20 protein-coding genes and 1 other RNA gene are annotated in these 23630 nt (G+C 48.6%); 15 read left to right on the top strand and 6 right to left on the bottom strand.

The genetic code is table 11. The features are described 5' to 3' along the window. The first annotated feature begins 2 nt into the window (after positions 1-2). Positions 3-962, top strand: coding sequence for an EamA family transporter (locus tag M988_RS16995; RefSeq protein ID WP_039187984.1), 960 nt, complete (start codon positions 3-5; stop codon positions 960-962). 80 nt (positions 963-1042) lie between these two features. Here M988_RS16995 and loiP (M988_RS16990) read toward each other — a convergent pair whose 3' ends face one another. Continuing rightward, the gene (loiP, locus tag M988_RS16990) at positions 1043-1795 is read right to left on the bottom strand and encodes a metalloprotease LoiP (RefSeq protein WP_008815022.1); all 753 of its coding nucleotides are present in this window, start codon (positions 1793-1795) and stop codon (positions 1043-1045) included. A 189-nt stretch (positions 1796-1984) separates the two neighbouring features. Then, the gene (gene loiP, locus M988_RS16985) at positions 1985-2740 is read right to left on the bottom strand and encodes a metalloprotease LoiP (protein ID WP_064575079.1); all 756 of its coding nucleotides are present in this window, start codon (positions 2738-2740) and stop codon (positions 1985-1987) included. A 251-nt stretch (positions 2741-2991) separates the two neighbouring features. On the opposite strand from loiP (M988_RS16985), the gene tkt reads away from it, so the two are divergent. From tkt to M988_RS16950, 7 genes are all read left to right on the top strand, one after another. Further along, on the top strand, positions 2992-4986 hold the full coding sequence (gene tkt / locus M988_RS16980) for a transketolase (RefSeq protein WP_008815024.1): 1995 nt from the start codon (positions 2992-2994) through the stop codon (positions 4984-4986). A 322-nt stretch (positions 4987-5308) separates the two neighbouring features. Beyond that, positions 5309-6352 (top strand): erythrose-4-phosphate dehydrogenase, encoded by a 1044-nt coding sequence (epd, locus tag M988_RS16975; protein WP_008815025.1) that lies wholly within the window; start codon positions 5309-5311, stop codon positions 6350-6352. Positions 6353-6392: 40 nt separating this feature from the next. After that, complete coding sequence (gene pgk, locus M988_RS16970) at positions 6393-7556, top strand: phosphoglycerate kinase (RefSeq protein WP_008815026.1); 1164 nt, start codon at positions 6393-6395, stop codon at positions 7554-7556. Positions 7557-7697: 141 nt separating this feature from the next. After that, positions 7698-8777, top strand: a complete 1080-nt coding sequence (gene fbaA, locus M988_RS16965) for a class II fructose-bisphosphate aldolase (protein WP_004846864.1) — start codon at positions 7698-7700, stop codon at positions 8775-8777. Between the two features lie 387 nt (positions 8778-9164). Next, positions 9165-10031: a small-conductance mechanosensitive channel MscS gene (mscS, locus tag M988_RS16960; protein WP_008815027.1), complete on the top strand. Its 867-nt coding sequence runs from the start codon at positions 9165-9167 to the stop codon at positions 10029-10031. Positions 10032-10555: 524 nt separating this feature from the next. After that, on the top strand, positions 10556-11173 hold the full coding sequence (gene argO, locus M988_RS16955; protein WP_004846867.1) for an arginine exporter ArgO: 618 nt from the start codon (positions 10556-10558) through the stop codon (positions 11171-11173). 169 nt (positions 11174-11342) lie between these two features. Then, positions 11343-12062, top strand: a complete 720-nt coding sequence (locus M988_RS16950; RefSeq protein ID WP_004846868.1) for an oxidative stress defense protein — start codon at positions 11343-11345, stop codon at positions 12060-12062. Positions 12063-12126: 64 nt separating this feature from the next. Here M988_RS16950 and M988_RS16945 read toward each other — a convergent pair whose 3' ends face one another. Next, positions 12127-13020, bottom strand: a complete 894-nt coding sequence (locus M988_RS16945; protein WP_004846873.1) for a LysR family transcriptional regulator ArgP — start codon at positions 13018-13020, stop codon at positions 12127-12129. 208 nt (positions 13021-13228) lie between these two features. Here M988_RS16945 and rpiA point away from each other — a divergent pair, with 208 nt between their 5' ends. Together rpiA and serA are read left to right on the top strand one after the other, a co-directional pair. Beyond that, complete coding sequence (gene rpiA, locus M988_RS16940; RefSeq protein ID WP_004846874.1) at positions 13229-13888, top strand: ribose-5-phosphate isomerase RpiA; 660 nt, start codon at positions 13229-13231, stop codon at positions 13886-13888. Between the two features lie 431 nt (positions 13889-14319). After that, positions 14320-15558: a phosphoglycerate dehydrogenase gene (serA, locus tag M988_RS16935; RefSeq protein WP_008815028.1), complete on the top strand. Its 1239-nt coding sequence runs from the start codon at positions 14320-14322 to the stop codon at positions 15556-15558. Between the two features lie 155 nt (positions 15559-15713). On the opposite strand, the gene M988_RS16930 is transcribed toward serA, so the two are convergent. The 3 genes from M988_RS16930 to zapA form a co-directional block, all read right to left on the bottom strand. Further along, the gene (locus M988_RS16930) at positions 15714-16361 is read right to left on the bottom strand and encodes a 5-formyltetrahydrofolate cyclo-ligase (RefSeq protein ID WP_064575077.1); all 648 of its coding nucleotides are present in this window, start codon (positions 16359-16361) and stop codon (positions 15714-15716) included. A 30-nt stretch (positions 16362-16391) separates the two neighbouring features. After that, a non-coding RNA gene (ssrS, locus tag M988_RS16925) (6S RNA) lies at positions 16392-16574 on the bottom strand. 103 nt (positions 16575-16677) lie between these two features. Further along, positions 16678-17007 (bottom strand): cell division protein ZapA, encoded by a 330-nt coding sequence (gene zapA / locus M988_RS16920; protein ID WP_004846886.1) that lies wholly within the window; start codon positions 17005-17007, stop codon positions 16678-16680. 189 nt (positions 17008-17196) lie between these two features. On the opposite strand from zapA, the gene M988_RS16915 reads away from it, so the two are divergent. The 5 genes from M988_RS16915 (at position 17197) to gcvT (ending at position 23482) form a co-directional block, all read left to right on the top strand. Next, entirely contained in the window at positions 17197-17775 is a 579-nt protein-coding gene (locus tag M988_RS16915; protein WP_008815030.1) for a YecA/YgfB family protein, read from the top strand. A gap of 319 nt (positions 17776-18094) precedes the next feature. Further along, the gene (pepP, locus tag M988_RS16910; protein ID WP_064575075.1) at positions 18095-19417 is read left to right on the top strand and encodes a Xaa-Pro aminopeptidase; all 1323 of its coding nucleotides are present in this window, start codon (positions 18095-18097) and stop codon (positions 19415-19417) included. 15 nt (positions 19418-19432) lie between these two features. Beyond that, positions 19433-20611 carry a 2-octaprenyl-6-methoxyphenyl hydroxylase gene (gene ubiH / locus M988_RS16905; protein WP_039187990.1) on the top strand — a complete coding sequence of 393 codons (1179 nt, stop codon included), beginning with the start codon at positions 19433-19435 and terminating at the stop codon, positions 20609-20611. An 86-nt stretch (positions 20612-20697) separates the two neighbouring features. After that, positions 20698-21903: an FAD-dependent 2-octaprenylphenol hydroxylase gene (gene ubiI / locus M988_RS16900; RefSeq protein ID WP_064575071.1), complete on the top strand. Its 1206-nt coding sequence runs from the start codon at positions 20698-20700 to the stop codon at positions 21901-21903. A gap of 481 nt (positions 21904-22384) precedes the next feature. Beyond that, positions 22385-23482: a glycine cleavage system aminomethyltransferase GcvT gene (gene gcvT / locus M988_RS16895; RefSeq protein ID WP_064575069.1), complete on the top strand. Its 1098-nt coding sequence runs from the start codon at positions 22385-22387 to the stop codon at positions 23480-23482. The last annotated feature ends 148 nt before the right edge of the window (positions 23483-23630 follow it).

The raw sequence follows: 23630 nt of genomic DNA, 5'->3' as shown, positions 1-23630 counted from the left end.
ATATGGGGAACGTTGATAGTCAAAAAGGCAGCCGTTTCGGCGTCGGCTATATATTGGTGTTTAACCTGTTGTCTGGGATACAGGCTGTTTATTTATCAGGGCTGCTGCAAAAGGCTAATCTGTTTGCCACCATCACTATTACGTTTTTCTTTGTTAGCGTTTTTTTTCTGGTCGTTTCTTTGTTTTATAAAGAGAAGAAAAACATACCGACGGCACCGGCTGCTAAATTTTATAACGTACTCGCTATTAACCTGACCACGGCGGGAAGTTGGTTGGGATTCTTTGTGGCGCTGAAATATATTGAACCGGCGGTGGTGTCTGCCCTCGCGAATGCAATTGGTCCAATGCTGACGCTGTTCATTACCGTGAAAATCGCGAAAAGCGACAAGCTGAGCCGCGCCGAGATATTCTCTGCTATCGGTGTGTTTGTCTGTATGTTGCTGATGATTCGTTCCACGATGAACGGTACCAGCGCATTAGGGAATATCTCCCGCGATCACGCGATTATCGGGATCGGCATGGCGTTTTTGTGCGGTCTTTCAATGGTGCTGAATACCATATTCTCAAAACGTTTGAATAACCAAGGCGTAAAACCCCATAGCATCATGACATTTCGTTTCGTTTTGATTGTGCTGGTAGGGGTTTATATTGCGGGTTATGACGAGATCATGGCGACGCTGCATCAGTATTGGCTGACGTTGTTGATTGTGGCGATGTTAGGGAATGTGTTGCCGCTTTATATCTTGCAGGTCGGGATTAGTAAAGTACCGCCGCTGGTTGTTTCGTTCGCACTGGTATTAGCTCCACTGTTTTACTTCCTGTCGCAGCAGTTTAGCGCCCGTATCGCATTTTCTGCAGAAACGCTGATTTTTATCCTGTGCTCTTTAATGTTTTTGTCCTACGGCATTATTGCAAAGTCGAAAGCTAAAGCGATGGCTGAAAAAGCCTTGCTGGCTGAATGAGTGTCTGCAAAACCTTATTGCGAATGCTATTGTTGGGATAACCACCTCAGATGAGGTGGTTTTTTTGTATGTACTAATTTTTACTTATCAGCAGCAATGCGTTCGCGGATGTGCTGTGCGCGCTCGGTTGATGGTGGGTGAGAATCAAACATACTGCCTTTACGGCCACCTTCTAACTGCGCCAATTTTTCAAAGCTAGTGGCTAAGCCTAGGGTATTTAGCTTACGTTTTTTCAGATAATCGTAAGAGAAATCATCGGCTTCTGATTCTTGGTGCTGTGAGAACTGAGAGTTAATCAGGGCTTCACCCAGATCGGCTAACTGTGTTTGGGACAACTCTGCGGCAACACCGCTTGTGGAGGCGACGGCAGTGCGTGCTGCAATGGTGCCATAGGCAACTTTCATCGCTTTCAAGCTGTGACCTAGTGCGACGTGACCCATTTCGTGACCTAAAACGCCTTCAACTTCTTCGTCGGTCATCATATCCATCAGCCCGCTATAAACACGGATGCAGCCGTTGGCCATTGCCCATGCGTTAACATCTTCAGTCATATAGACTTTATAGTTAACTGGCGTGCCGTTGATGTTATTGCCCATAGCCTTAGCAATTTTATTTAAACGCTTAGTGTATTTGCTTTTGCTGCTGGCGATTTGGCTTTGGCTATCCATCTCTTTGCAAGACTTGTTCGCGATAGCTTTAGCATCATCATCGGACAGAGTGGCTGCTTGGACGGCCTGTGCGCCAGATTGAGCCATCATTTGGGTATTTATGTTTTTACAGCCCGCTAATAATGCGGTAGTGACTGCAATCGCAATGATTGTTTTAAGCTTCATTATCTTTATCTTCCGTTGACAAATGATAGGTTAATTGGATGATTTACATAAAATAAAATCAGCTGATGCTATCACTAGGTCAAGGACGTAAATAGTTAATTAAATATTAAGTCAAAAACAATTTAGCAGGGGAAAATAGAGGATGAAGTAGGGCGAAAAGGCTCCGAATTATACCGGAGCCTGACAGTGTTATTGCTCTGCTGCGATGCGATCTCGGATATGTTGAGCGCGCGCCTGAGAGGACGGGTGATCGTCAAACATACTGCTTTGACGTCCGGCTTCCTGAGAGGCGAGCTTATCGAAACTGGTCGCCAATCCGATCGGATTAATGCCGCGTTTCTTCAGTAGATCGAACGAGTAGTCGTCAGCTTCACTTTCTTGTTTTTGGGAGAACTGGGAGTTCACCAGTCTTTCCCCCAGATCGGCGAGCTGTGATTGAGAAAGCTGTGCACCGATACCGCTGCTGGCCGCAATGGCAGTGCGTGCTGCCGTTGTGGCGTAGGCTACCTGCATAGCTTTACGTGAGTGGCCCAAGGCTACGTGCCCCATTTCGTGACCAAGAACGCCTTCCACTTCATTATCGTTCATCATGTCCATCAGACCGCTGTATACGCGCACGCAGCCGTTAGCCATTGCCCATGCGTTGACATCTTTAGTGACGTAGACTTTATAGTTAACTGGGGTACCATTGATATCGCTGCCCAATGCTTTAGATATAGTGGCTAACCGTTTAGCGTAGGTACTGTCGGCTGGTGCAATTTGATTTTTGCTGTCCATTTCGGCACATGATTGTTCGCTCAGGGCTTTTACCTGCGCATCTGACAGCGTTGCCGCCTGAAATGCCTGTGCACCCGATTGCATCAGTCCCTCGGCGTTCATGTTTTGACAGCCGCTGAGGAAGGCTGAGGCTGTTAGAGCAATAAGCGGAAGTGTTATTTTGTTCATGTTATTTTCCTTTGGTGCAGTCTTTCCAGAGATTGAAGGTCGATCTGTGGTAGTGTATCCAGCGCAAAACGGGCTGTCATTGAGTATGTATTTTGTCTGTGCAGACTCCATATGAAAGCGGATTAATCTGCTATTTACAGGGATTAAATGAGACTTGATGCACTCATTTGGCCTTAGGGATTGCTGTTTTCATGCGTAGTCTGAGAAAATACCTCGAACCCTGTTTCTTTAAATCCGACTTGGAGTAGAACATGTCCTCTCGTAAAGAGCTTGCCAATGCGATCCGTGCACTCAGTATGGACGCTGTGCAGAAAGCCAATTCTGGTCACCCAGGTGCCCCTATGGGGATGGCTGATATCGCGGAAGTCCTGTGGCGCGATTACATGAATCACAACCCGACCAATCCAAATTGGGCCGATCGTGACCGCTTCGTGCTATCAAACGGCCATGGCTCCATGTTGATTTATAGCCTGCTGCACCTCACAGGTTATGACCTACCAATCACTGAGCTGGAAAATTTCCGTCAGTTACATTCTAAAACCCCAGGCCACCCAGAATACGGTTACACCCCTGGTGTTGAAACAACCACTGGCCCATTGGGTCAGGGCATCGCGAACGCGGTAGGTATGGCTATTGCTGAGCGTACTTTGGCTGCGCAGTTTAACCGTCCTGGTCATGAAATCGTTAACCACCACACCTATGCATTCTTGGGTGACGGTTGCATGATGGAAGGCATTTCTCACGAAGTTTGCTCTCTGGCGGGTACCTTGAAGCTGGGCAAACTGACTGCGTTCTACGATGACAACGGTATTTCCATCGATGGTCATGTTGAAGGTTGGTTCACTGATAACACCGCTGAGCGCTTCGAAGCTTACGGCTGGCACGTTATCCGTGGCGTAGACGGTCACAACAGCGACGCTATCAAAGCGGCAATCGAAGACGCACGTAAAGTCACCGATAAGCCATCACTGCTGATGTGCAAAACGACTATCGGTTTCGGTTCTCCGAACAAAGCGGGCTCTCATGAAGCTCATGGTGCTCCACTGGGCGCGGCTGAAATCGAAGCTACCCGTAAAGCATTGGGCTGGAACTATGCTCCATTTGAAATTCCACAGGAAATCTATTCTCAGTGGGATGCTAAAGAAGCGGGTAAAGCGAAAGAAAGCGCTTGGGATCAGAAATTCGCTGCTTATAAAGCTGCATTCCCTGAACTGGCTGCTGAGTTCAAACGTCGCGTGAGCGGTGAACTGCCTGCTAACTGGGCTGAAGAATCCAAGAAATTCATCGACCACCTGCAAGCAAACCCAGCTAAAATTGCTAGCCGTAAAGCCTCTCAGAATGCACTGGAAGCCTTCGGTAAAGTGCTGCCAGAATTCCTAGGCGGTTCTGCTGACTTGGCTCCTAGCAACCTGACCATGTGGTCTGGTTCTAAGCCGTTGAACGAAGATCTGGCCGGTAACTACATCCATTATGGTGTACGTGAATTCGGTATGTCTGCCATCATGAACGGTATTGCTCTGCATGGCGGTTTCCTGCCATACGGTGCCACTTTCCTGATGTTCATGGAATATGCTCGTAACGCCGTACGTATGGCTGCGCTGATGAAAATCCGCAATATCTTCGTTTATACCCATGACTCTATCGGTCTGGGCGAAGATGGCCCAACTCACCAGCCAGTTGAGCAGATGGCTAGCCTGCGCGTAACACCAAATATGAACACTTGGCGTCCATGTGATCAGGTTGAGTCTGCGGTTGCGTGGCAGTTCGCTATTCAGCGCAACGATGGCCCATCTGCGTTGATCTTCTCTCGCCAGAATTTGGCTCAGATGGATCGTACTCCAGAGCAGGTTGCTAATATTTCTCGCGGTGGTTACATCCTGAAAGATTGCGCGGGTCAGCCAGAGCTGATCTTCATCGCTACCGGTTCTGAAGTTGAACTAGCAATGAACGCCGCAGAGCAGTTAACCGCTGAAGGCCGCAAAGTGCGCGTAGTTTCTATGCCTGCAACTGAAGTCTTCGATAAGCAAGATGCGGCATACCGCGAATCTGTACTGCCGGCGGCAGTTACTGCGCGTGTGGCTGTTGAAGCGGGTATCGCTGACTTCTGGTACAAATACGTTGGTTTGAACGGCGCGGTGGTGGGTATGACAACCTTCGGTGAATCAGCACCGGCTGAACTGTTATTTAAAGAGTTTGGTTTCACCGTAGACAACGTTGTTGCTAAAGCGAAAGCTCTGCTGAAGTAATTCGGTAAGCATCGTAGATAGAAACGGGATTGCCGCAGGGCAGTCCCGTTTTTTTACGCCTGAACGGGGATATGAAACGCGATAATTTGTGAACTACAGCACATTTTTGGCGAAAGAAAGCGAGGCTTAACGCCCTTTTTATTGCGGTTATTTCTTTTGCTAAGGCTTTGGTTTATTCTTGGCTGAAGCGTTTCAGTTGATTGATGAAACGTCATTATTGGGATTATGTGACCGTGGGATTTCCATCGTTTTCGATGCTGCAGTACTCTATGCTCTTGTCTTAAAACTTTTGTTTTAAACTGCGTTCGGCGCAGGGAGTGATATGACCATTCGCATCGCAATAAACGGTTTTGGCCGCATCGGGCGCAGCGTGTTACGTGCGCTATATGAATCCGGCCGACGGGTAGAGATGTCCGTGGTGGCGATCAATGAATTGGCTGATGCTGAAGGCATGGCTCATTTATTGAAATACGATACCAGTCATGGGCGCTTCGCTTGGGATGTCCGTCAAGAACGAGATACGATGTGGGTAGGTGGGGATATTATCCGCCTGCTGCATGAAAAGCAGATTGCCAATTTACCGTGGAGTGAATTGGGGGTAGATATCGTGCTTGATTGTAGCGGCGTGTATGGCAGCCGAGCTGACGGTGAAGCGCATATTGCTGCGGGAGCCAAAAAAGTGTTGTTCTCACACCCTGGCAGTCACGACCTTGATGCCACTGTCGTTTACGGTGTGAATCAGCAGGAGTTACAACCAGAACACCACATTGTGTCTAACGCATCCTGCACGACGAACTGCATTATCCCTGTTATAAAACTGCTCGACGACGCGTTTGGCATTGAATCGGGTACGGTGACAACGATCCATTCATCAATGAACGATCAGCCGGTGATAGATGCGTACCATTCCGACCTGCGTCGGACGCGTGCAGCAAGTCAGTCGATTATACCTGTCGACACCAAACTTGCCGCAGGTATCACCCGTATATTTCCCAAGTTCTGCGATCGTTTTGAAGCGATTTCAGTGCGAGTGCCGACCATCAATGTGACGGCAATTGATTTGAGTGTTAGCGTGCAGGCCGCAGTAAAGGTGAGTGATGTCAACCACCTACTGCAAAAGGCAGCAAGCACCTCATTTCGTGGTATAGTTGACTATACAGAATTACCACTGGTTTCGACCGATTTTAACCACGACCCGCACAGTGCCATTGTTGATGGCACGCAGACGCGAGTTAGCGGTCAACACCTGATAAAAACGTTGGTCTGGTGTGACAACGAATGGGGTTTTGCCAATCGTATGTTAGATACAACGCTGGCAATGTTCCAAGCGGTTTCCAGTACGGCACAGCGGCCTGTGCTGCTGTGACGGTCAAGCAACTTTAAGAGAATCAACGAGAGGGTTCACCATGTCTGTAATTAAGATGACCGATTTGGATTTGGCTGGTAAACGTGTCCTGATCCGTTCAGATCTGAACGTCCCAGTTAAAGAAGGCAAAGTGACTTCTGATGCGCGTATCCGTGCGTCTCTGCCAACTATCGAAGCTGCTCTGAAACAGGGCGCTCGTGTTATGGTTACTTCCCATCTGGGTCGTCCTACCGAAGGCGAATACAACGAAGAGTACTCTCTGCTGCCTGTAGTTAACTATCTGAAAGATCACCTGAAGTCACCAGTTCGTCTGGCTAAAGACTATTTGGATGGTGTGGATGTTGCAGAAGGTGAGTTGGTTGTTCTGGAAAACGTTCGCTTCAACAAAGGCGAAAAGAAAGACGACGAAACCCTGTCTAAGAAATACGCTGCACTGTGCGACGTTTACGTCATGGACGCATTCGGTACTGCACACCGTGCACAGGCTTCTACCCACGGCGTAGGCAAATTTGCGCCTATCGCATGTGCGGGCCCTCTGTTGTCTGCAGAACTGGAAGCTTTGGGTAAAGCTCTGGGTAATCCAGCCCGTCCAATGGTTGCAATCGTTGGTGGTTCAAAAGTTTCTACCAAGCTGACCGTTCTGGACTCCTTGTCTAAAATTGCTGACAAACTGATTGTTGGTGGCGGTATCGCTAACACCTTCGTTGCTGCTCAAGGCCACAATGTAGGTAAATCTCTGTACGAAGCGGATCTGGTAGGCGAAGCGAAAAAACTGCTGACAACCTGCGACATCCCAGTACCAACGGATGTCCGTGTTGCAACCGAATTCTCTGAAACTGCGGCCGCAACGCTGAAATCCGTAAACGATATTAAAGATGACGAACAGATTCTGGATCTGGGTGATGCTTCTGCACACGAACTGGCTGAAATTCTGAAGAATGCAAAAACCATTCTATGGAATGGTCCAGTCGGCGTGTTCGAGTTCCCTAACTTCCGTAAAGGCACCGAGATCGTTGCTCAGGCTATCGCTGATAGTGAAGCATTCTCTATTGCTGGCGGCGGCGACACTCTGGCAGCTATCGATTTGTTCGGCATTGCTGACAAAATTTCCTATATCTCTACTGGCGGCGGCGCATTCCTTGAATTCGTTGAAGGCAAGAAACTGCCAGCTGTAGTGATGCTGGAAGAACGTGCTAAGCAGTAATGAACCGTGACGGGAGGCCGAGCCTCCCGTTGTTCTATCTGTTTGAATGTGTGGTAGCTTTTTTCTCTGTACTTTGCCCACATCAAGCAGCTGAAGACGATTTATTTTTTACTTACGGCCCACGAAACAGGACGACGTAACATGTCTAAAATTTTTGATTTTGTTAAACCGGGTGTCATCACTGGTGATGATGTTCAGAAAGTTTTCCAGATCGCTAAAGAAAACAATTTCGCATTGCCTGCAGTCAACTGTGTTGGTACCGACTCTATCAATGCGGTAATGGAAGCTGCTGCGAAAGTACGTGCTCCGGTTATCGTTCAGTTCTCAAACGGCGGTGCAGCATTTATCGCTGGTAAAGGCGTGAAAACCGACGTTCCTCAGGGCGCTGCTATTCTGGGCGCAATTTCTGGTGCACACCATGTTCACCAGATGGCTGAGCACTACGGTGTTCCAGTTATCCTGCACACTGACCACTGCGCCAAGAAACTGCTGCCATGGTTAGACGGGCTGTTGGACGCTGGCGAAAAACATTTCGCAGCAACCGGCAAGCCACTGTTCTCTTCTCACATGATCGATCTGTCTGAAGAGTCCTTAGAAGAAAACATCGAAATTTGCTCCAAGTATCTGACCCGCATGTCTAAAATCGGCATGACGCTGGAAATTGAACTGGGTTGCACCGGCGGTGAAGAAGATGGCGTAGATAACAGCCATATGGATAGCTCTGCGCTGTATACTCAGCCAGAAGACGTTGACTATGCGTACACCAAACTGAACGCAATCAGCCCACGTTTCACTATCGCTGCTTCTTTCGGTAACGTACACGGTGTTTACAAGCCAGGTAACGTACAGCTGACTCCAAAAATTCTGCACAACTCTCAGGAATATGTTTCTAAGAAACATAATCTGCCACACAACAGCCTGAACTTCGTATTCCACGGCGGTTCTGGTTCTACTGCTGCAGAAATCAAAGAAGCTGTAAGCTACGGCGTAGTTAAAATGAATATCGACACCGATACCCAGTGGGCAACGTGGGAAGGTATTCTGAACTACTACAAGAAAAACGAAGGTTATCTGCAGGGCCAGCTGGGTAACCCAGAAGGTGCAGACAAGCCTAACAAGAAATACTATGACCCACGCGTTTGGTTGCGTGCAGCTCAGACCAGCATGATTGCTCGTCTGGAACTGGCATTTGACGAACTGAACTGCAAAGACGTTCTGTAATTCTTGCGGCGCAGCACTAATTTGATTGGTGCTGCGGTCAAATAAAAACACCCTGACGATTTCGTTGGGGTGTTTTTTTTGTTTTATATGACGACCAATATCTCTGAATTATCCTATTTCATTGGGCCAAATTTTATATTTTAAGTTTTGATTAGTTGGCGTATGGCCCATTGTCCGTTAACCTTACGTCAACATGTCGCATATATCCGTCATACTTGAAGTTGCATCTGTGTTGGCTGTGTTCGCTCACCCGAATCACTTACTAGAGTAAGCTCATCGGGTTTTTCTCACTTGCCGCCTTGATGCAACTCCAATTATTTGGGGTATAAAACGGCATAAATTGAGCATATTGCATTACTTTTGATTTCTTAAAAGGAAGGATGGTTTATGAAAGACCTGAACGTTGTTGATGGCATTAATAATGCCGGAAACTGGTTAGTGAAAAATCAGGACTTATTGATTCACTATGCGGTAAATATTATTGCTGCGATCGTTATCTTCATTGTGGGTTCGATTATTGCCAAAATCGTTTCCGGCACAATTACCCGTTTAATGAAGGCTCGCGGCGTAGACCTCACCGTTGCTCACTTCCTTTCTGCACTGGTGCGCTACGGTATTATGGCGTTTACCATTATTGCTGCGCTAGGTCGTTTAGGTGTGCAGACTGCGTCTGTGATTGCCGTTATCGGTGCCGCAGGTTTAGCTGTTGGTTTGGCGTTGCAGGGCTCACTATCTAACTTTGCTGCGGGTGTTTTGTTGGTTCTGTTCCGTCCATTCCGTACCGGAGAGTTTGTTGATTTGGGCGGCGTATCGGGTACGGTTAAAGACGTACAGATTTTCTCTACAACGATGCTGACTGCTGACAATAAAACTATTGTAGTGCCAAATGGTAAAATCATTGCAGGTAATATTATCAACTACTCGCGTGAGCCTAATCGCCGCGTAGATATTACCGTTGGCGTCGCCTACGATGCTGACATCGATATCGTTAAAAAAGTTCTGGGCGATATTGTTGCTGCTGATAGTCGTATTATGCACGATCAAGGCGTCACTATTCGCCTGAATGAAATGGCTGCTTCATCTCTGAATTTTGTGGTTCGCGCATGGACAACCAATGCTAATTATTGGCCTGTCTATTTTGACCTGATGGAAAACTTCAAACGTGGTTTGGATGCCAATAAAATTGGTATTCCATTCCCGCAGATGGATGTACATCTGTATCAAGCCGCGGTGCGTAAGGCTGAAGGGGAATAGAATCTCCTATTGTTTAGGCGTTTCGAGCGTCAGTTGTTTATGTTAAGGCTGTGCAAGGTTCCGCCCGCCTGTCGATACCGAGCTTCATTGATGCACTGATGAAGGCGTACGGGCAGAGACCACCAGCGCGTGGTCTCTGCACTTGCGCGCTTTTATCTGAGACGCCATCTCCGCTTCGGTTTGGTATCGCCCATCCAGGGCGCCCCAAACTCCGCCGATACATCCTTGTGTCGGCGGCTCTCCCTACCAAGACTTAAACAATTAAAAAGACACAAACAAAACAATATTGCTGTGTCTTTTTCATGTTGAATGGAATGCATTTTAGAGCCGCCATTAGGGATGCTAGTGGGCGGACGAAAGGCTGGCGTGATATTCAATGCTCTAGCCGCATGCCTCTATATCATTAGCCTCTCTAATCCCCGATAAGAATCATCCATTTCCTCTTCTGAAATTCTCGGCGTAATATCGCTGCCATTCCGGCCCATTATCTCTTTGGGACGCCGTTATATTTCTGAGGGACTTCCATGTTTTCTGTTTTTTTACAGGGCTTTGCTCTGAGCGCAGCGATGATTTTGCCTCTTGGTCCGCAAAATACGTTTGTGTTGAGCCAAGGAATTCGTCGTCAATACCACCTGATGATCGCCTGCCTGTGCGCGCTTAGCGATATCGTTTTAATTTGTGGCGGCATTTTTGGAGGAAGCGCGTTATTAAGTCAGTCGCCGCTTTTGTTAATGCTGGTTACATGGGGCGGTGTCGCGTTCCTGCTATGGTACGGATGGGGGGCTTTCCGTGCGGCGTTGGCAAAACAGGGGATTCAGACTGGCACAGAGGTCATGCAACAGAGTCGCTGGCGTATTGTCGTGACTATGCTGGCGGTGACATGGCTAAATCCGCACGTCTATCTTGATACCTTCGTCGTTCTGGGGAGTTTGGGGGGACAGCTTGCCGTAGATGCGCGTAGCTGGTTCGCTTTCGGCGCAGTGAGTGCATCGGCGTTATGGTTCTTTTCACTCGCGCTATTAGCCGCATGGTTGGCTCCGTGGTTGAGTACACCAAAAGCTCAGCGAGTGATTAACCTGCTGGTTGCCTGTGTCATGTGGGTTATCGCCCTGCAATTGGCTCGAAGTGGACTACAGTTGTAATGTAATCTGTAACTCGATGCGTAAATTAAGGTTTGCACCCGATGGACAAAATTCTGGATTGTTCCTAAAGCGTTACATACTGTTTTAGTTCAGGATATTGTTCATCTTTCAGTATGAAATAGGTTCATGCTGAAACCACCAAAATCGAGGATGTCTACAAGGAGACGCCATGAAGCTAAAAGCTTTAGCAATGGTTGCAATGATGGGATTAAGTGCGTTACCGACACTGTCTCAGGCCGCAGATATACCAGAAGGACCACATTTGGCGACTTCCGGTACATCAAGCGTAAGCGCTACTCCCGACATCGCAACGCTGACTTTCCAAGTAACAGCGTCTGCTAAAGATGCGGCAAGTGCTAAAACTCAGGTAGATGAGCGGGTTGCCAAGTACTTCGATTTTCTGAAGACCAATGGCATTGAGAAAAAAGATATCAGCGCCGCGAATCTCAGTACTCAGCCTGAATACGATTATCTGAAAGATGGCAAAAGCGTGCTAAAAGGCTATCGTGCCGACCGTAGCGTTCAGGTGACTCTGCGTCAGTTAGACAAGCTGAATGGTTTGTTAGATGGCGCGTTGAAAGCCAACTTGAATGAAATTCGTTCGGTAGAGTTAGGTGTTGCTAAGCCAGATAATTACCGCGAGCAGGCGCGTCAGGAAGCGATCAAAAATGCCGTAAATCAGGCTCAGTCTCTGGCAAAAGGCTTTGGCGTGACGCTTGGTCCGGTATATAGCATTCGTTATCATGTCTCAAACTACCAGCCAGCGCCGGTAAGCCGCATGTATATGGCCGCAGATTCTATGCCGAAGACTTCAGCTGCACAAACTTATGAACAGCAAACTATCCAGTTTGACGATCAGGTTGATGTGGTCTTTAGCTTGAACAAATAATTAACGCCGATGAACTGAAAAAGCACACCAAACGGTGTGCTTTTTTAGGCTTGATACACCGAACTTAGTCCTGACGTAACACATGATGCCCATAGGTCAGCAGCGCATCGGTGACTCGGCGCATCATGCGGCTCTCTGGCGCAAATCGGTGCCAATACAGCATACGGCGCTGCACCATGCCTGGAGTTAGATTGATCAATGAACCGTCTTTAAGCTCTTTTTCAATTTGCAGATGAGGGATCATACAACAGGTGGTTCCCTGCAAAGCTAACTGCACAAAGGCTTCGGACGAGTTAACGATATGGCACGGCACGCTGCCTGGGGGAAGGTCAAAGTTTTGCTGTAAGAAGGCCTGATGCATATCGTCCAGATGGTCGAATGCCACGGCAGGAGCTTTCAGCAGCGAAGAGCGGTTAACGCCGTTTGGAAAGTAACGAGCAGCAAACGTTGGCGATGCGACAAACAGATAGTCTAGTGCCCCCAAGCGGTCAACGAGGCAGCTGGGTAGTGGTTGTGGCTGGATACTCACGGCACCAACAACCTCACCGCGGCGCAGACGCTCTTGGGTTCGAGTTTCATCCTCAACCTGAAGATTCAAACGTAGCGGCGAATCGGCCAGCACAGGTTTAAGTGCAGGCAGCAACCATGTTGCCAAACTGTCGGCGTTGACGGCTAAAGAGAGCAACAGCGGGCCATCCGTGCTGCTATCGTTCCCAAGCCACTCTTCCTCTAGCAATTCGACCTGATGCAGCAACGCAAGCAGGCGCTGTCCCTGCTCCGTAGGACGTGGCGGAACGGTACGCACCAGCAATGGCTGTCCGAACAAATTTTCCAACTGCTTGATTCGCTGAGAAACCGCAGACTGAGTTATACAGAGTTTTTGTGCCGCACGCTCAAAGCCACGTTCGCGTATTACCGCATCCAGTGCTTGCAAAGTCCGGTAGTCCGGGCGTTTCATGTTGTTCTTCGTCCCCTGCGCTTATGATTTTTATATCTTAATAACTGCAATATGCCACATTTCTCCTCATTGACGAGGAGAAAATACATCAACCTCAGGGAAAAGGTTGTTACTAAGGACTAAAAACTCGCCATGTGACACGCCATTTTATAGGCAGTTGCTCTATAATACGCACACGTTTTCGTAGATTAGTCGATAGGATTCGGTAATGACTCAAGATGAACTGAAAAAAGCTGTGGGTTGGGAAGCGCTGAAATATGTGAAGCCAGGTACCATCGTTGGAGTGGGGACGGGGTCAACGGCGGCTCATTTTATTGATGCGCTAGGAACCATGAAAGGGCAGATCGAGGGTGCTGTATCCAGCTCTGACGCTTCTACGGAGAAATTGAAGAGTTTGGGTATTACTGTCTTCGATCTTAACGATGTGGACTCACTCGATATTTATGTTGATGGCGCAGATGAAATCAACGGCCACATGCAGATGATCAAAGGCGGCGGCGCGGCGTTAACGCGTGAAAAAGTGGTAGCTGCCGTCGCGAAGAAATTTATTTGCATCGTCGATGCGTCCAAACAGGTAGATATTCTGGGTAAATTCCCTCTGCCGGTGGAGGTTATTCCAATGGCACGCTCCTATGTTGCGCGTGAGTTGGTGAAGCTCGGTGGTCAGCCAGAATATCGACAAGGTGTTTTAACCGATAACGGCAACGTGATTTTAGATGTGCATAACCTGAAAATCATGGATGCAATTGCGTTAGAAAAGCAAATCAACGCGATTGCAGGTGTAGTGACCGTTGGCCTGTTTGCTAACCGCGGTGCTGACGTTGCGTTGGTCGGTTCGGCAGACGGTGTAAAAACTATCGTTTTATAAAATCATCGTTTTATAAAATCATCGTCTTATAAAACCATCACGGCTTAAATTCGCTGTAACGATTGTTATCGTTGACTCAGCTCCGAAAACTCGGAGCTGTTTTTTTGTCCATCTGCCATAATTTCTTTTTAGTGCCTTTCCCTTTGTTAACTTTGTTTTAAACACTGAATTTCATTTATTTATCACACCCCCTAAATTCGGTGACATATGTCACATATTTGCGCTTGACGATACTTTCACTCTGCGGTGATGAAAGCCGGTAGCATTTTTCGCCAACTTTTAACGTTTTATTCCCTTTGCTCACCTCATTGTAGGCAATCGGTTGGCTTGCTGGATGCGTAATATTTGTTATGTTGGCTGCATGCCGCATGAGTTTTATCGTTCGCAGCGGTCACACTAAGGTTCGAATTAACAGGGGTTAGGGTCGGGTCATGGCAAAAGTATCTTTGGAGAAAGACAGGATTAAATTCCTTTTAGTTGAAGGCGTTCATCAAAGCACGGTCGATAATTTACGTGCAGCGGGTTACACCAACATTGAATATCATAAAGGTGCGCTGGACTCGGAATCGCTGAAATCATCCATCCGCGACGCCCACTTTGTAGGCATTCGCTCCCGAACCCATCTGACCGAAGATATCTTTGCGGCAGCCGAAAAGCTGATTGCTGTCGGCTGTTTCTGTATTGGAACCAATCAGGTTGATTTGGTTGCTGCTGCCAAACGCGGTATTCCGGTATTTAACGCGCCGTTCTCAAATACGCGCTCCGTAGCTGAAATGGTGCTTGGCGAGTTATTGCTACTGTTGCGCGGTATTCCGACGGCGAACGCCTGTGCGCATCGCGGTGAGTGGAATAAGCAGGCCGTTGGCTGTTTTGAAGCTCGCGGTAAAAAGCTCGGCATTATTGGCTATGGTCACATCGGTACTCAGTTGGGCATTTTGGCTGAAGGTATCGGGATGAATGTCTTTTTCTACGACATTGAAAACAAGCTACCTCTGGGTAATGCGCAACAGGTTCGCCATCTCTCTGATTTGCTCAACATGAGTGATGTGGTGTCTCTGCATGTGCCGGAAACTCGCTCCACGAAAGATATGATTGGTGCGGATGAACTGGCGTTGATGAAGCCTGGTTCGATTCTCATTAACGCCTCTCGCGGGACGGTCGTCGATATCCCTGCGCTATGCAATGCGCTGTCATCTAAGCATTTGTCTGGAGCGGCTATTGACGTATTCCCAACGGAGCCAGCAACGAATAGCGATCCGTTTAACTCACCGCTGTGTGAGTTTGATAACGTGCTGCTAACGCCTCACATCGGCGGCTCAACGCAGGAAGCGCAGGAAAATATTGGCGCAGAAGTTGCGGGCAAGCTGGCAAAATATTCAGATAACGGCTCTTCATTGTCAGCCGTCAACTTCCCTGAAGTTTCACTGCCGATGCATGAAGAGAACGTCAGTCGACTCCTGCATATTCATGAAAACCGCCCAGGTGTTTTGACTCAGATTAACCAGATTTTTGCCGAAGAGGGTGTGAATATCGCAGCTCAGTATCTGCAAACTAATGCGCAGATTGGCTATGTGGTTATCGATATCGAAACGGAAACCGAGCGAGCAGAAGCAGCGTTGCAACGGATGAAAGAGATCGCTGGGACTATCCGCGCTCGTCTTCTGTATTAATTTCGCATCATTATCATTGTGAAAACGGCAGCCATAAGGCTGCCGTTTTTTTATCTAGCATCTTGCTAGAAAATGAATAGTTTCTGTGTAGCGAAGTCATAAAAATCAAAAGATAGACTGCATTCTGAGCCTCTCTTTTTCTTATCTCTGTGTACTTATATCATCAATGATGACCAACGATAATGCGTCGTTGGCGTGATTATTTCTGGCAGCGGCACATCCCATTCTTGAGACGGTAGAGTATCGACTTTTTGGCAATCGTGAGCCAAGCCGATAGGGTAAGGTCCGCAGTGATTGGCGTGCGCACTTTGCCAATACTGAAGAGTACGATCGTAAAAGCCGCCACCCATACCTAGTCTTTGCCCCAATTCATCAAATGCAACTAACGGTGTAAAGACGATCTGCAGTCGATGTAGTGGTAGGACTTGCCGCACGTCGAGCCGAGGCTCATCAATGCCAAAATAGTTTCGCGTCATTTCGGTGTCAGGGGCGTAGCGTAAAAACAGCAGATTGCCGCGACTGAAGGGATGAAGAACCGGCAGATAAACCGATTTCCCTGCCTGCCAGAGCTGCTCAATGAGTGGACGCGTATTTAATTCTCCGTCAAAAGAGAGAAAAAGAGAAAGCGTTTGAGCCCGTTGAATTTGAGGTAATGACATCACTCGAGCCGCTATATCTAGGGCTGCATGTCGTTGAAATTCAGAGCTAAGTTTTTTCCGACGTTGGCGGATAGAAGAGCGGATATCCGAACGGGATAGAGCAGATATTGGAGTAGAGTAGGGAAGAGCAGGGTTATTGGACATGAGACACCCGTTTAAGGATGTTTAGGGTAAGGAATCTCCGAGGTGCCGTAACAGGCTGTAACCCTTGAACCCATGGTTCAAGGTGAACGCAACGACGCAATCTTAAGGCTTCTCGGAGACCGAGCGTGCTCACCGATTACGGATCCGCCGCATTCTTGAGGTATTAAATATCGGCTCAGGGGACTGGCCCGCACACGAACACCTCAGAGAAATTTTGTATCCTTTACGCTAATTAGCTTATCACATTTTTCTTAAATTGATACGATTTTATTTAAAAATCGCTTGCTAACCAACATGTTACAACTATAGGTCACACTTATTCGAACTGCGCACCCTGACGATCAGTGATGCGACCTTGTTCCAGCAGAGCTTGTTCAATTGTCTGCTGCAACATGCGAATTCTTTGCTCCATATTGGAGGCATAATCGCGAGTTTTCAAGCGTTCTTGCGCCAGTTCGTGACATACGTTTAATGCCGCGATGAAAACCAGTTGCTCTGTATTTGTGACTCTAGTGCGAACTTTGAGATCTTGCAACCGCTGATTAAGATCCTCTGCAGCCTGATTCAACGCTTCTTGTTGTTCTGGCGGGCAATTAACTCTTAACGAACGACCAAAAATTTGAATATCTACCGGTTGTGCAGACATACCACCTTCCTGCCTAGATTTTGCGCCAGTTTCAAAACCGCGAGGGTCACTAAATCGGGCGCCAACTATATATACCTCGCTACGCAGTTACAAGCCATTTCAAGCCTTACAGCGTGCCCTTTCTGGTATAGCGACTGTTCTTGATGGTAGCATAACACGAACTTTATCTGCCAACGATGACCAAAACGTATGTCAATTGAGATTACTGTACCGGAATATTCTGTTTTTACTCAGGCTTTGCAACAGCAAGGCGTTGGATTAACTCCCGCTGAAATGCATGGTTTGATCAGCGGAATACTGTGTGGCGGCAATCAGAACGACAACTGGCGCACTATGGTTCATGATTTGACCAATGAGGGCGAGGCTTTTTCTCAATCGCTCGCACAGCCTCTTCAGGCTGCTTATCAGCATACCCGCGATACGCTGGAAGATGATGGATTTGGTTTCCAATTGTTGCTGCCTGATGGCGATGATGTGACCGTGTTTGATCGCGCCGATGCGCTGTCTGGCTGGGTAAATCACTTCCTGCTAGGTCTGGGCATGATGCAAAAGAACCTTGGCAAAATTAAAGGTGAAGTGGGCGAAGTGATCGACGATCTGCGTAGCATTGCTCAATTGGGCTATGAGGAAGACGAAGATCAGGAAGAGTTAGAACAATCTTTGGAAGAAGTCGCAGAATATGTGCGTATGGCAGCCATGCTGTGCCACAGCGAGTTTTCTCAAGAAAAGCCAAACGCGGCTGAAGTGCAAAAGCCAACGTTGCACTAATTTCTGTTATGAATCAGGTGGCACTCCCGCCGCCTGATTGATCTTGCTTATCCCATTTCGCAAACCGCGTGATAGTCTATACCCATCATATTTGAAGCTGCCTCGGCGTTAGCTGCACCCATGCTTTCGAATCGCTTACTGATGTAGGTTCATCGGAATTTATACGCTTGTTGCCTTGATGCAACACCAATATTTAGGCTATATCCCCTGCATGCTTGAAGCTTGGGGACTCTATCTGTATTGATAGCTCATGCTGATTAAGCCGTATGCTATGAGCACTACGCCACGTTTTCGCAACTGCTGATTTCAGGAGAAGGTCATGACCCCGCAAGAATTCCAACGTCGCCGACAGGCTGTTTTGGCACAGATGGCACCCGGTAGTGCCGCTCTCTTTTTTGCTGCTCCAGAATGTACCCGCAGCGCGGACAGTGAATATCCTTACCGTCAGAATAGTGATTTCTGGTATCTGACGGGTTTTAACGAACCCGAAGCGCTGCTGATCTTGATTAAAAGCGACGAGACCCATAATCACAGCGTGCTCTTTAACCGCGTGCGTGATTTAACCGCCGAGATTTGGTTTGGTCGTCGTTTAGGGCAAGAAGCCGCTCCGGCCAAGTTAGGCATAGATCGCGCCTTACCTTACGGCGATATTGAAGAGCAGCTTCACCTGTTGCTGAACGGGCTAGACGTGGTTTATCACGCTCAGGGCCAGTATGATTTTGCCGACCAGATTACCTTTGCCGCCCTCGAAAAACTGCGTCGTGGTGTACGTCAAAACTTCCGCGCGCCGGCAACGCTTATTGATTGGCGTCCTTGGGTACATGAAATGCGCTTGTTTAAATCGCAGGAAGAAATTGCGGCGATGCGCCGAGCGGGTGAAATAACGGCATTAGGCCATATCCGTGCGATGGAAAAATGCCGCCCAGGTATGTTCGAATACCAGTTGGAAGGTGAAATTCTGCATGAGTTTACTCGAAACGGCGCGCGTTACCCCTCTTATAATACCATCGTTGGCGGTGGTGAAAACGGCTGCATTTTGCACTACACCGAAAATGAGTGTGAGTTAAAAGACGGTGATTTAGTACTGATTGATGCGGGCTGTGAATATAAAGGCTATGCCGGTGATATCACCCGTACTTTCCCTGTAAACGGCAAGTTCACCAAGCCACAGCGCGAAATTTACGATCTGGTATTGGCTTCGATGGACAAGGCATTTGAAATCTTTGCTCCTGGCCGCAGTATTCGCGAAGCGAACGAGGCGACGGTTCGAGTGATGGTCGAAGGGTTAGTAAAATTAGGCGTAATGAAAGGGGATGTGGAGCAACTGATTGCCGATCAGGCACATCGCCAGTTCTTTATGCACGGTTTGAGCCATTGGTTAGGTCTGGATGTACATGACGTCGGCGATTATGGCTCTTCTGCGCGTGAGCGCGTGTTAGAACCAGGCATGGTATTAACCTGCGAGCCGGGCTTATATATCGCACCAGATGCCGATGTTCCAGTGGAGTATCGCGGTATTGGCATCCGCATTGAAGATGACATCTTGATTACTGAAGATGGATTTGAGGTGTTAACTAAAGATGTTGTTAAGCAGGCTGATGATATCGAAGCGCTGATGGCGCAGGCCAAAGCAGCCCGTTAAGGAAAGATAAACGGCATGAAAATGATCATTGTGGGCGGGGGCATGGCGGGAGCCACGCTGGCGTTGGCGGTTTCTGCTCTGAGCGCTGGACGTATTCAAGTTGAGGTTGTTGAGGCGGTCTCCCCAGACAGCAGACAACACCCAGGATTCGACGCTCGCGCTATTGCTCTCGCGTATGGTACATGCCAGCAATTGGAACGAATTGGCGTATGGCAGGCGCTTAAGGCGTGTGCTACACCGATTGAGCGTGTGCATGTTAGCGATCAGGGACATGCCGGCTTTGTTGGCCTCGATGCTCTGGATTATCAGATCCCTTATTTGGGACAGGTGGTTGAACTGCATCAGGCGGGCTCACGACTATTCCAACTGCTTGAGAAAGCGCCGGGCGTTACACTGCATTGCCCGGCAAAAGTGGTGGGTGTCGAGCGGCAAAAAGATAGTGCTCGTATTGCGCTGGATAACGGCTCTCATCTTACAGGCGAACTACTGGTGGCGGCGGATGGTTCATCTTCGGCGCTGGCTCAGCATTGCAACGTCGATTGGCGTAGTGAAGACTATGGTCAAATTGCCGTTATTGCCAATGTGACCACCGCATTGCCGCATCAAGGTAAAGCCTTTGAGCGCTTTACCCGTAATGGTCCGCTAGCCATGTTACCGATGAGTGAGGGGCGTTGCTCGCTGGTGTGGTGCCATTCCGCAAACGAACAGGACAACGTAGATAGCTGGAGCGATAGCGAATTTTTATGTCAGCTTCAGAAGGCGTTCGGCTGGCGATTGGGCGCGATGGTCAAAGCGGGTAAGCGCCATAGCTATCCATTGCGCTTAACGTTGGCTCAGCAACATATTAGCCATCGCCTTGCCTTGGTGGGTAATGCGGCACAGACGTTGCATCCAATTGCAGGCCAAGGGTTCAATCTGGGGCTGCGCGATGTGATTTCACTGGCAGAGACGGTTGTTCAGGCCGAGCAGCAAGGGCATGATATCGGCAGTTATCAGGTACTAAGCCAGTATCAACGGCGCCGTGAGCCGGATCAACGGGCTACGATTGGTGTGACCGACGGGCTTATCCATCTGTTTGCTAATCGCCTTGCACCCTTGGTGGCTGGGCGCAATCTGGGGCTGATGGCGATGGAGCTCGTTCCATCGCTGCGTGAAACATTGGCGCGGCGCACGCTCGGCTGGGTGGAGCGTTAAATTTATCCTCGCCGTACTTCAGGAGGCTTTTCAGCAGCTTGAATGATTTAGGGGATATGATTCATTAACAGGAACAGATAATCACAATGCAATCTTTTGATGTGGTCATTGCCGGTGGTGGCATGGTGGGATTGGCAACAGCAGCAGCGCTTCAGGGAAGCGGTTTACGTATTGCTGTGGTTGAACATCGGATCCCAGAGCTCGCAGAGCTAGCGCCAGAACCCGCCCTGCGTGTTTCCGCGATTAATGCCGCCAGCGAGCGTCTATTGCAACATCTGGGCGTTTGGCAAGATATTCTCGCCCTACGCGCCAGCGCCTATCAAGGCATGGAAGTATGGGATAGTGATAGCTTTGGACGGATTGCGTTCCGCGCGCAGGAATATGGTCATACCCATCTGGGGCATATCATTGAAAATAGTGTCATTCAGCAGGCATTGTGGAATAAGGTAGCTCGGCAATCCGAGGTAACCATGATAGCGCCAGCCACTTTCCAACAGGTGGCATGGGGAGAGAATGAAGCGTTCATCACCCTGAATGATGGGCAAATGCTCACCGCGCGCTTAGTCATTGGGGCCGATGGAGCACAGTCGTGGCTGCGCCAGAACGCGGATATCCCTTTAACGTTCTGGGATTATGGGCACCATGCCCTAGTTGCTACGATCAAAACCGAACAACCGCACGATGGCTGTGCTCGTCAGGTTTTCCGTCCAAATGGCATACTGGCTTTCTTGCCGCTGGAAGACGAACACTTGTGCTCAATTGTATGGTCGGTTGGGCCGGAAGAGGCTCGGCGTCTGGAAGCCTTATCGGACAGTGATTTTAACCGCGAGCTGGCGGTGGCCTTTGATACACGTTTAGGGCTGTGTGAGGTGGTAAGCCCACGTCAGTCACATCCACTAGTGGGGCGCTACGCACGTAGTTTTGCCGCGCATCGCTTGGCCTTGGTTGGTGATGCTGCGCATACCATTCACCCATTAGCGGGGCAGGGCGTGAATTTAGGCTTTATGGATGCCGCTGAGCTGGCTTCTGAAATTAAGCGCCTACAACGTCAGGGTAAGGATATTGGCCGATATATGTATCTGCGCCGCTATGAACGTTCTCGTAAGCATAGCGCCGCTGTGATGCTGACGGCGATGCAAGGTTTCCGTCAGCTCTTTGACGGTGATAATCCTGCCAAAAAGCTACTGCGTGATGTTGGAATGATGCTCGCGGATAATCTCCCCGGGCTAAAACCTCGACTAGTACAACATGCTATGGGGTTAGCTGATTTACCGGATTGGTTGCAAAAATAATCCTCTTTTGCGGCTGACAAAACGCATTGTTGGCCGCCTCCATTCTTCCCTTTCTTTTTCCTCTTACGACCTTGTTTGAAATATTCTAATGCTGCCCGCTATTTTGAATTAGTTTTTCTAATGCATGCGATTTTAACATCCGCTATTTTCCACGATAAAATTGCGACATACGTTATATAACTGCAATGCAGTTGCAGTGAAAATGTTAATAATGTGCCATTAGGCGCAGTTTTCTAGGTGAAACTTCTGCATTATCCCCTCTCTAAATTTCACTATCGTTAACACCAGCTCTTATTTTAACTTATGGTTAATCGCTGATTTCGGTGATAACGTCTGAGGAAGGGTATCGTTTGCGTAGCGATGTTTGCTGCTCTTTGGCTCGAAGATATCTTTAGGCAAAACATATCTTATCAGTGCGCCCGGGACGCCATAGAGAATGACTTGTACCGGATGACAAAACGTTCAGGAAAAGAGGGTTAAGATGGCTAAACAAACTCCACTCTTCGATCAGCACGTCGCCTGTGGCGCGCGTATGGTTGATTTCCATGGTTGGATGATGCCGCTGCACTACGGCTCACAGATCGATGAGCATCATGCCGTGCGTCAGGATGCAGGCATGTTTGACGTTTCCCATATGACTATCGTCGATTTGCGCGGGCCGCGCACCCGGGAGTTTTTGCGCTACCTGCTAGCAAACGACGTCGCCAAACTGACCGTTCCGGGTAAAGCTCTCTACACTGGCATGCTGAACGCCTCTGCAGGCGTCATTGATGACCTGATTGTTTATTTCCTCGAAGAGGAATATTTCCGTCTGGTGGTTAACTCTGCGACACGTGAAAAGGATCTCGCATGGATCACCGAGCATGCCGAGCCATATCACGTTGATATCACCGTACGTGACGATCTCGCGCTGATTGCCGTTCAAGGTCCGCAAGCGCAGGAACGAGCCGCAACGCTGTTCTCAGACGCTCAAAAGCAGGCTATCAGTGGTATGAAACCTTTCTTTGGCGTACAGGCCGGCGATTACTTTATTGCGACTACGGGTTACACCGGCGAGAACGGTTATGAAATTGCACTACCTGTGGGTGAGGCCCCTGAGTTTTGGCAAAAACTGGTTAAAGCTGGCGTTAAACCCTGCGGTTTGGGCGCGCGCGACACTCTGCGTTTAGAGGCGGGTATGAACCTCTACGGCCAGGAAATGGATGAAGGTGTTTCGCCGTTAGCCGCCAATATGGGCTGGACCATCGCTTGGTCTCCGGAAGATCGTGACTTTATTGGCCGTGAAGCATTAGAACAGCAACGCGAAAACGGCACAGAACAGTTGGTTGGCTTGGTCATGACCGAAAAAGGTGTGTTACGTAATGAGCTTCCGGTGCGTTTCACCGATACCAACGGGAATCTTCAAGAAGGTGTGATCACCAGTGGTTCTTTCTCTCCAACCCTAGGTGTCAGTATTGCATTGGCGCGCGTACCAGCAGGAATTGGTGAAGAGGCTATTGTGCAGATCCGTAACCGTGAAATGCCGGTTCGTGTCGTTAAACCTGGTTTTGTGCGTAACGGCAAAAGCCTGATTAACTAGGCTACTGCGCTTGCCATCTTAAGCTCGGGCAGTGCTCGGAATCCTCACGTACTGTGAGTACGCTCCGATTCCTATGAGCTGGCCGCACTTAAATTGGCAACACCAATTGAATCAGACTTAGAAAGTATAATTTAACAAACATTTAAGA

Source organism: Hafnia paralvei ATCC 29927 (genome assembly GCF_001655005.1).
Classification (GTDB): Bacteria; Pseudomonadota; Gammaproteobacteria; order Enterobacterales; family Enterobacteriaceae; genus Hafnia; species Hafnia paralvei.
The sequence above is the reverse complement of the archived record's forward strand: the minus strand, read 5'-3'. Positions and strand labels throughout refer to the sequence as shown.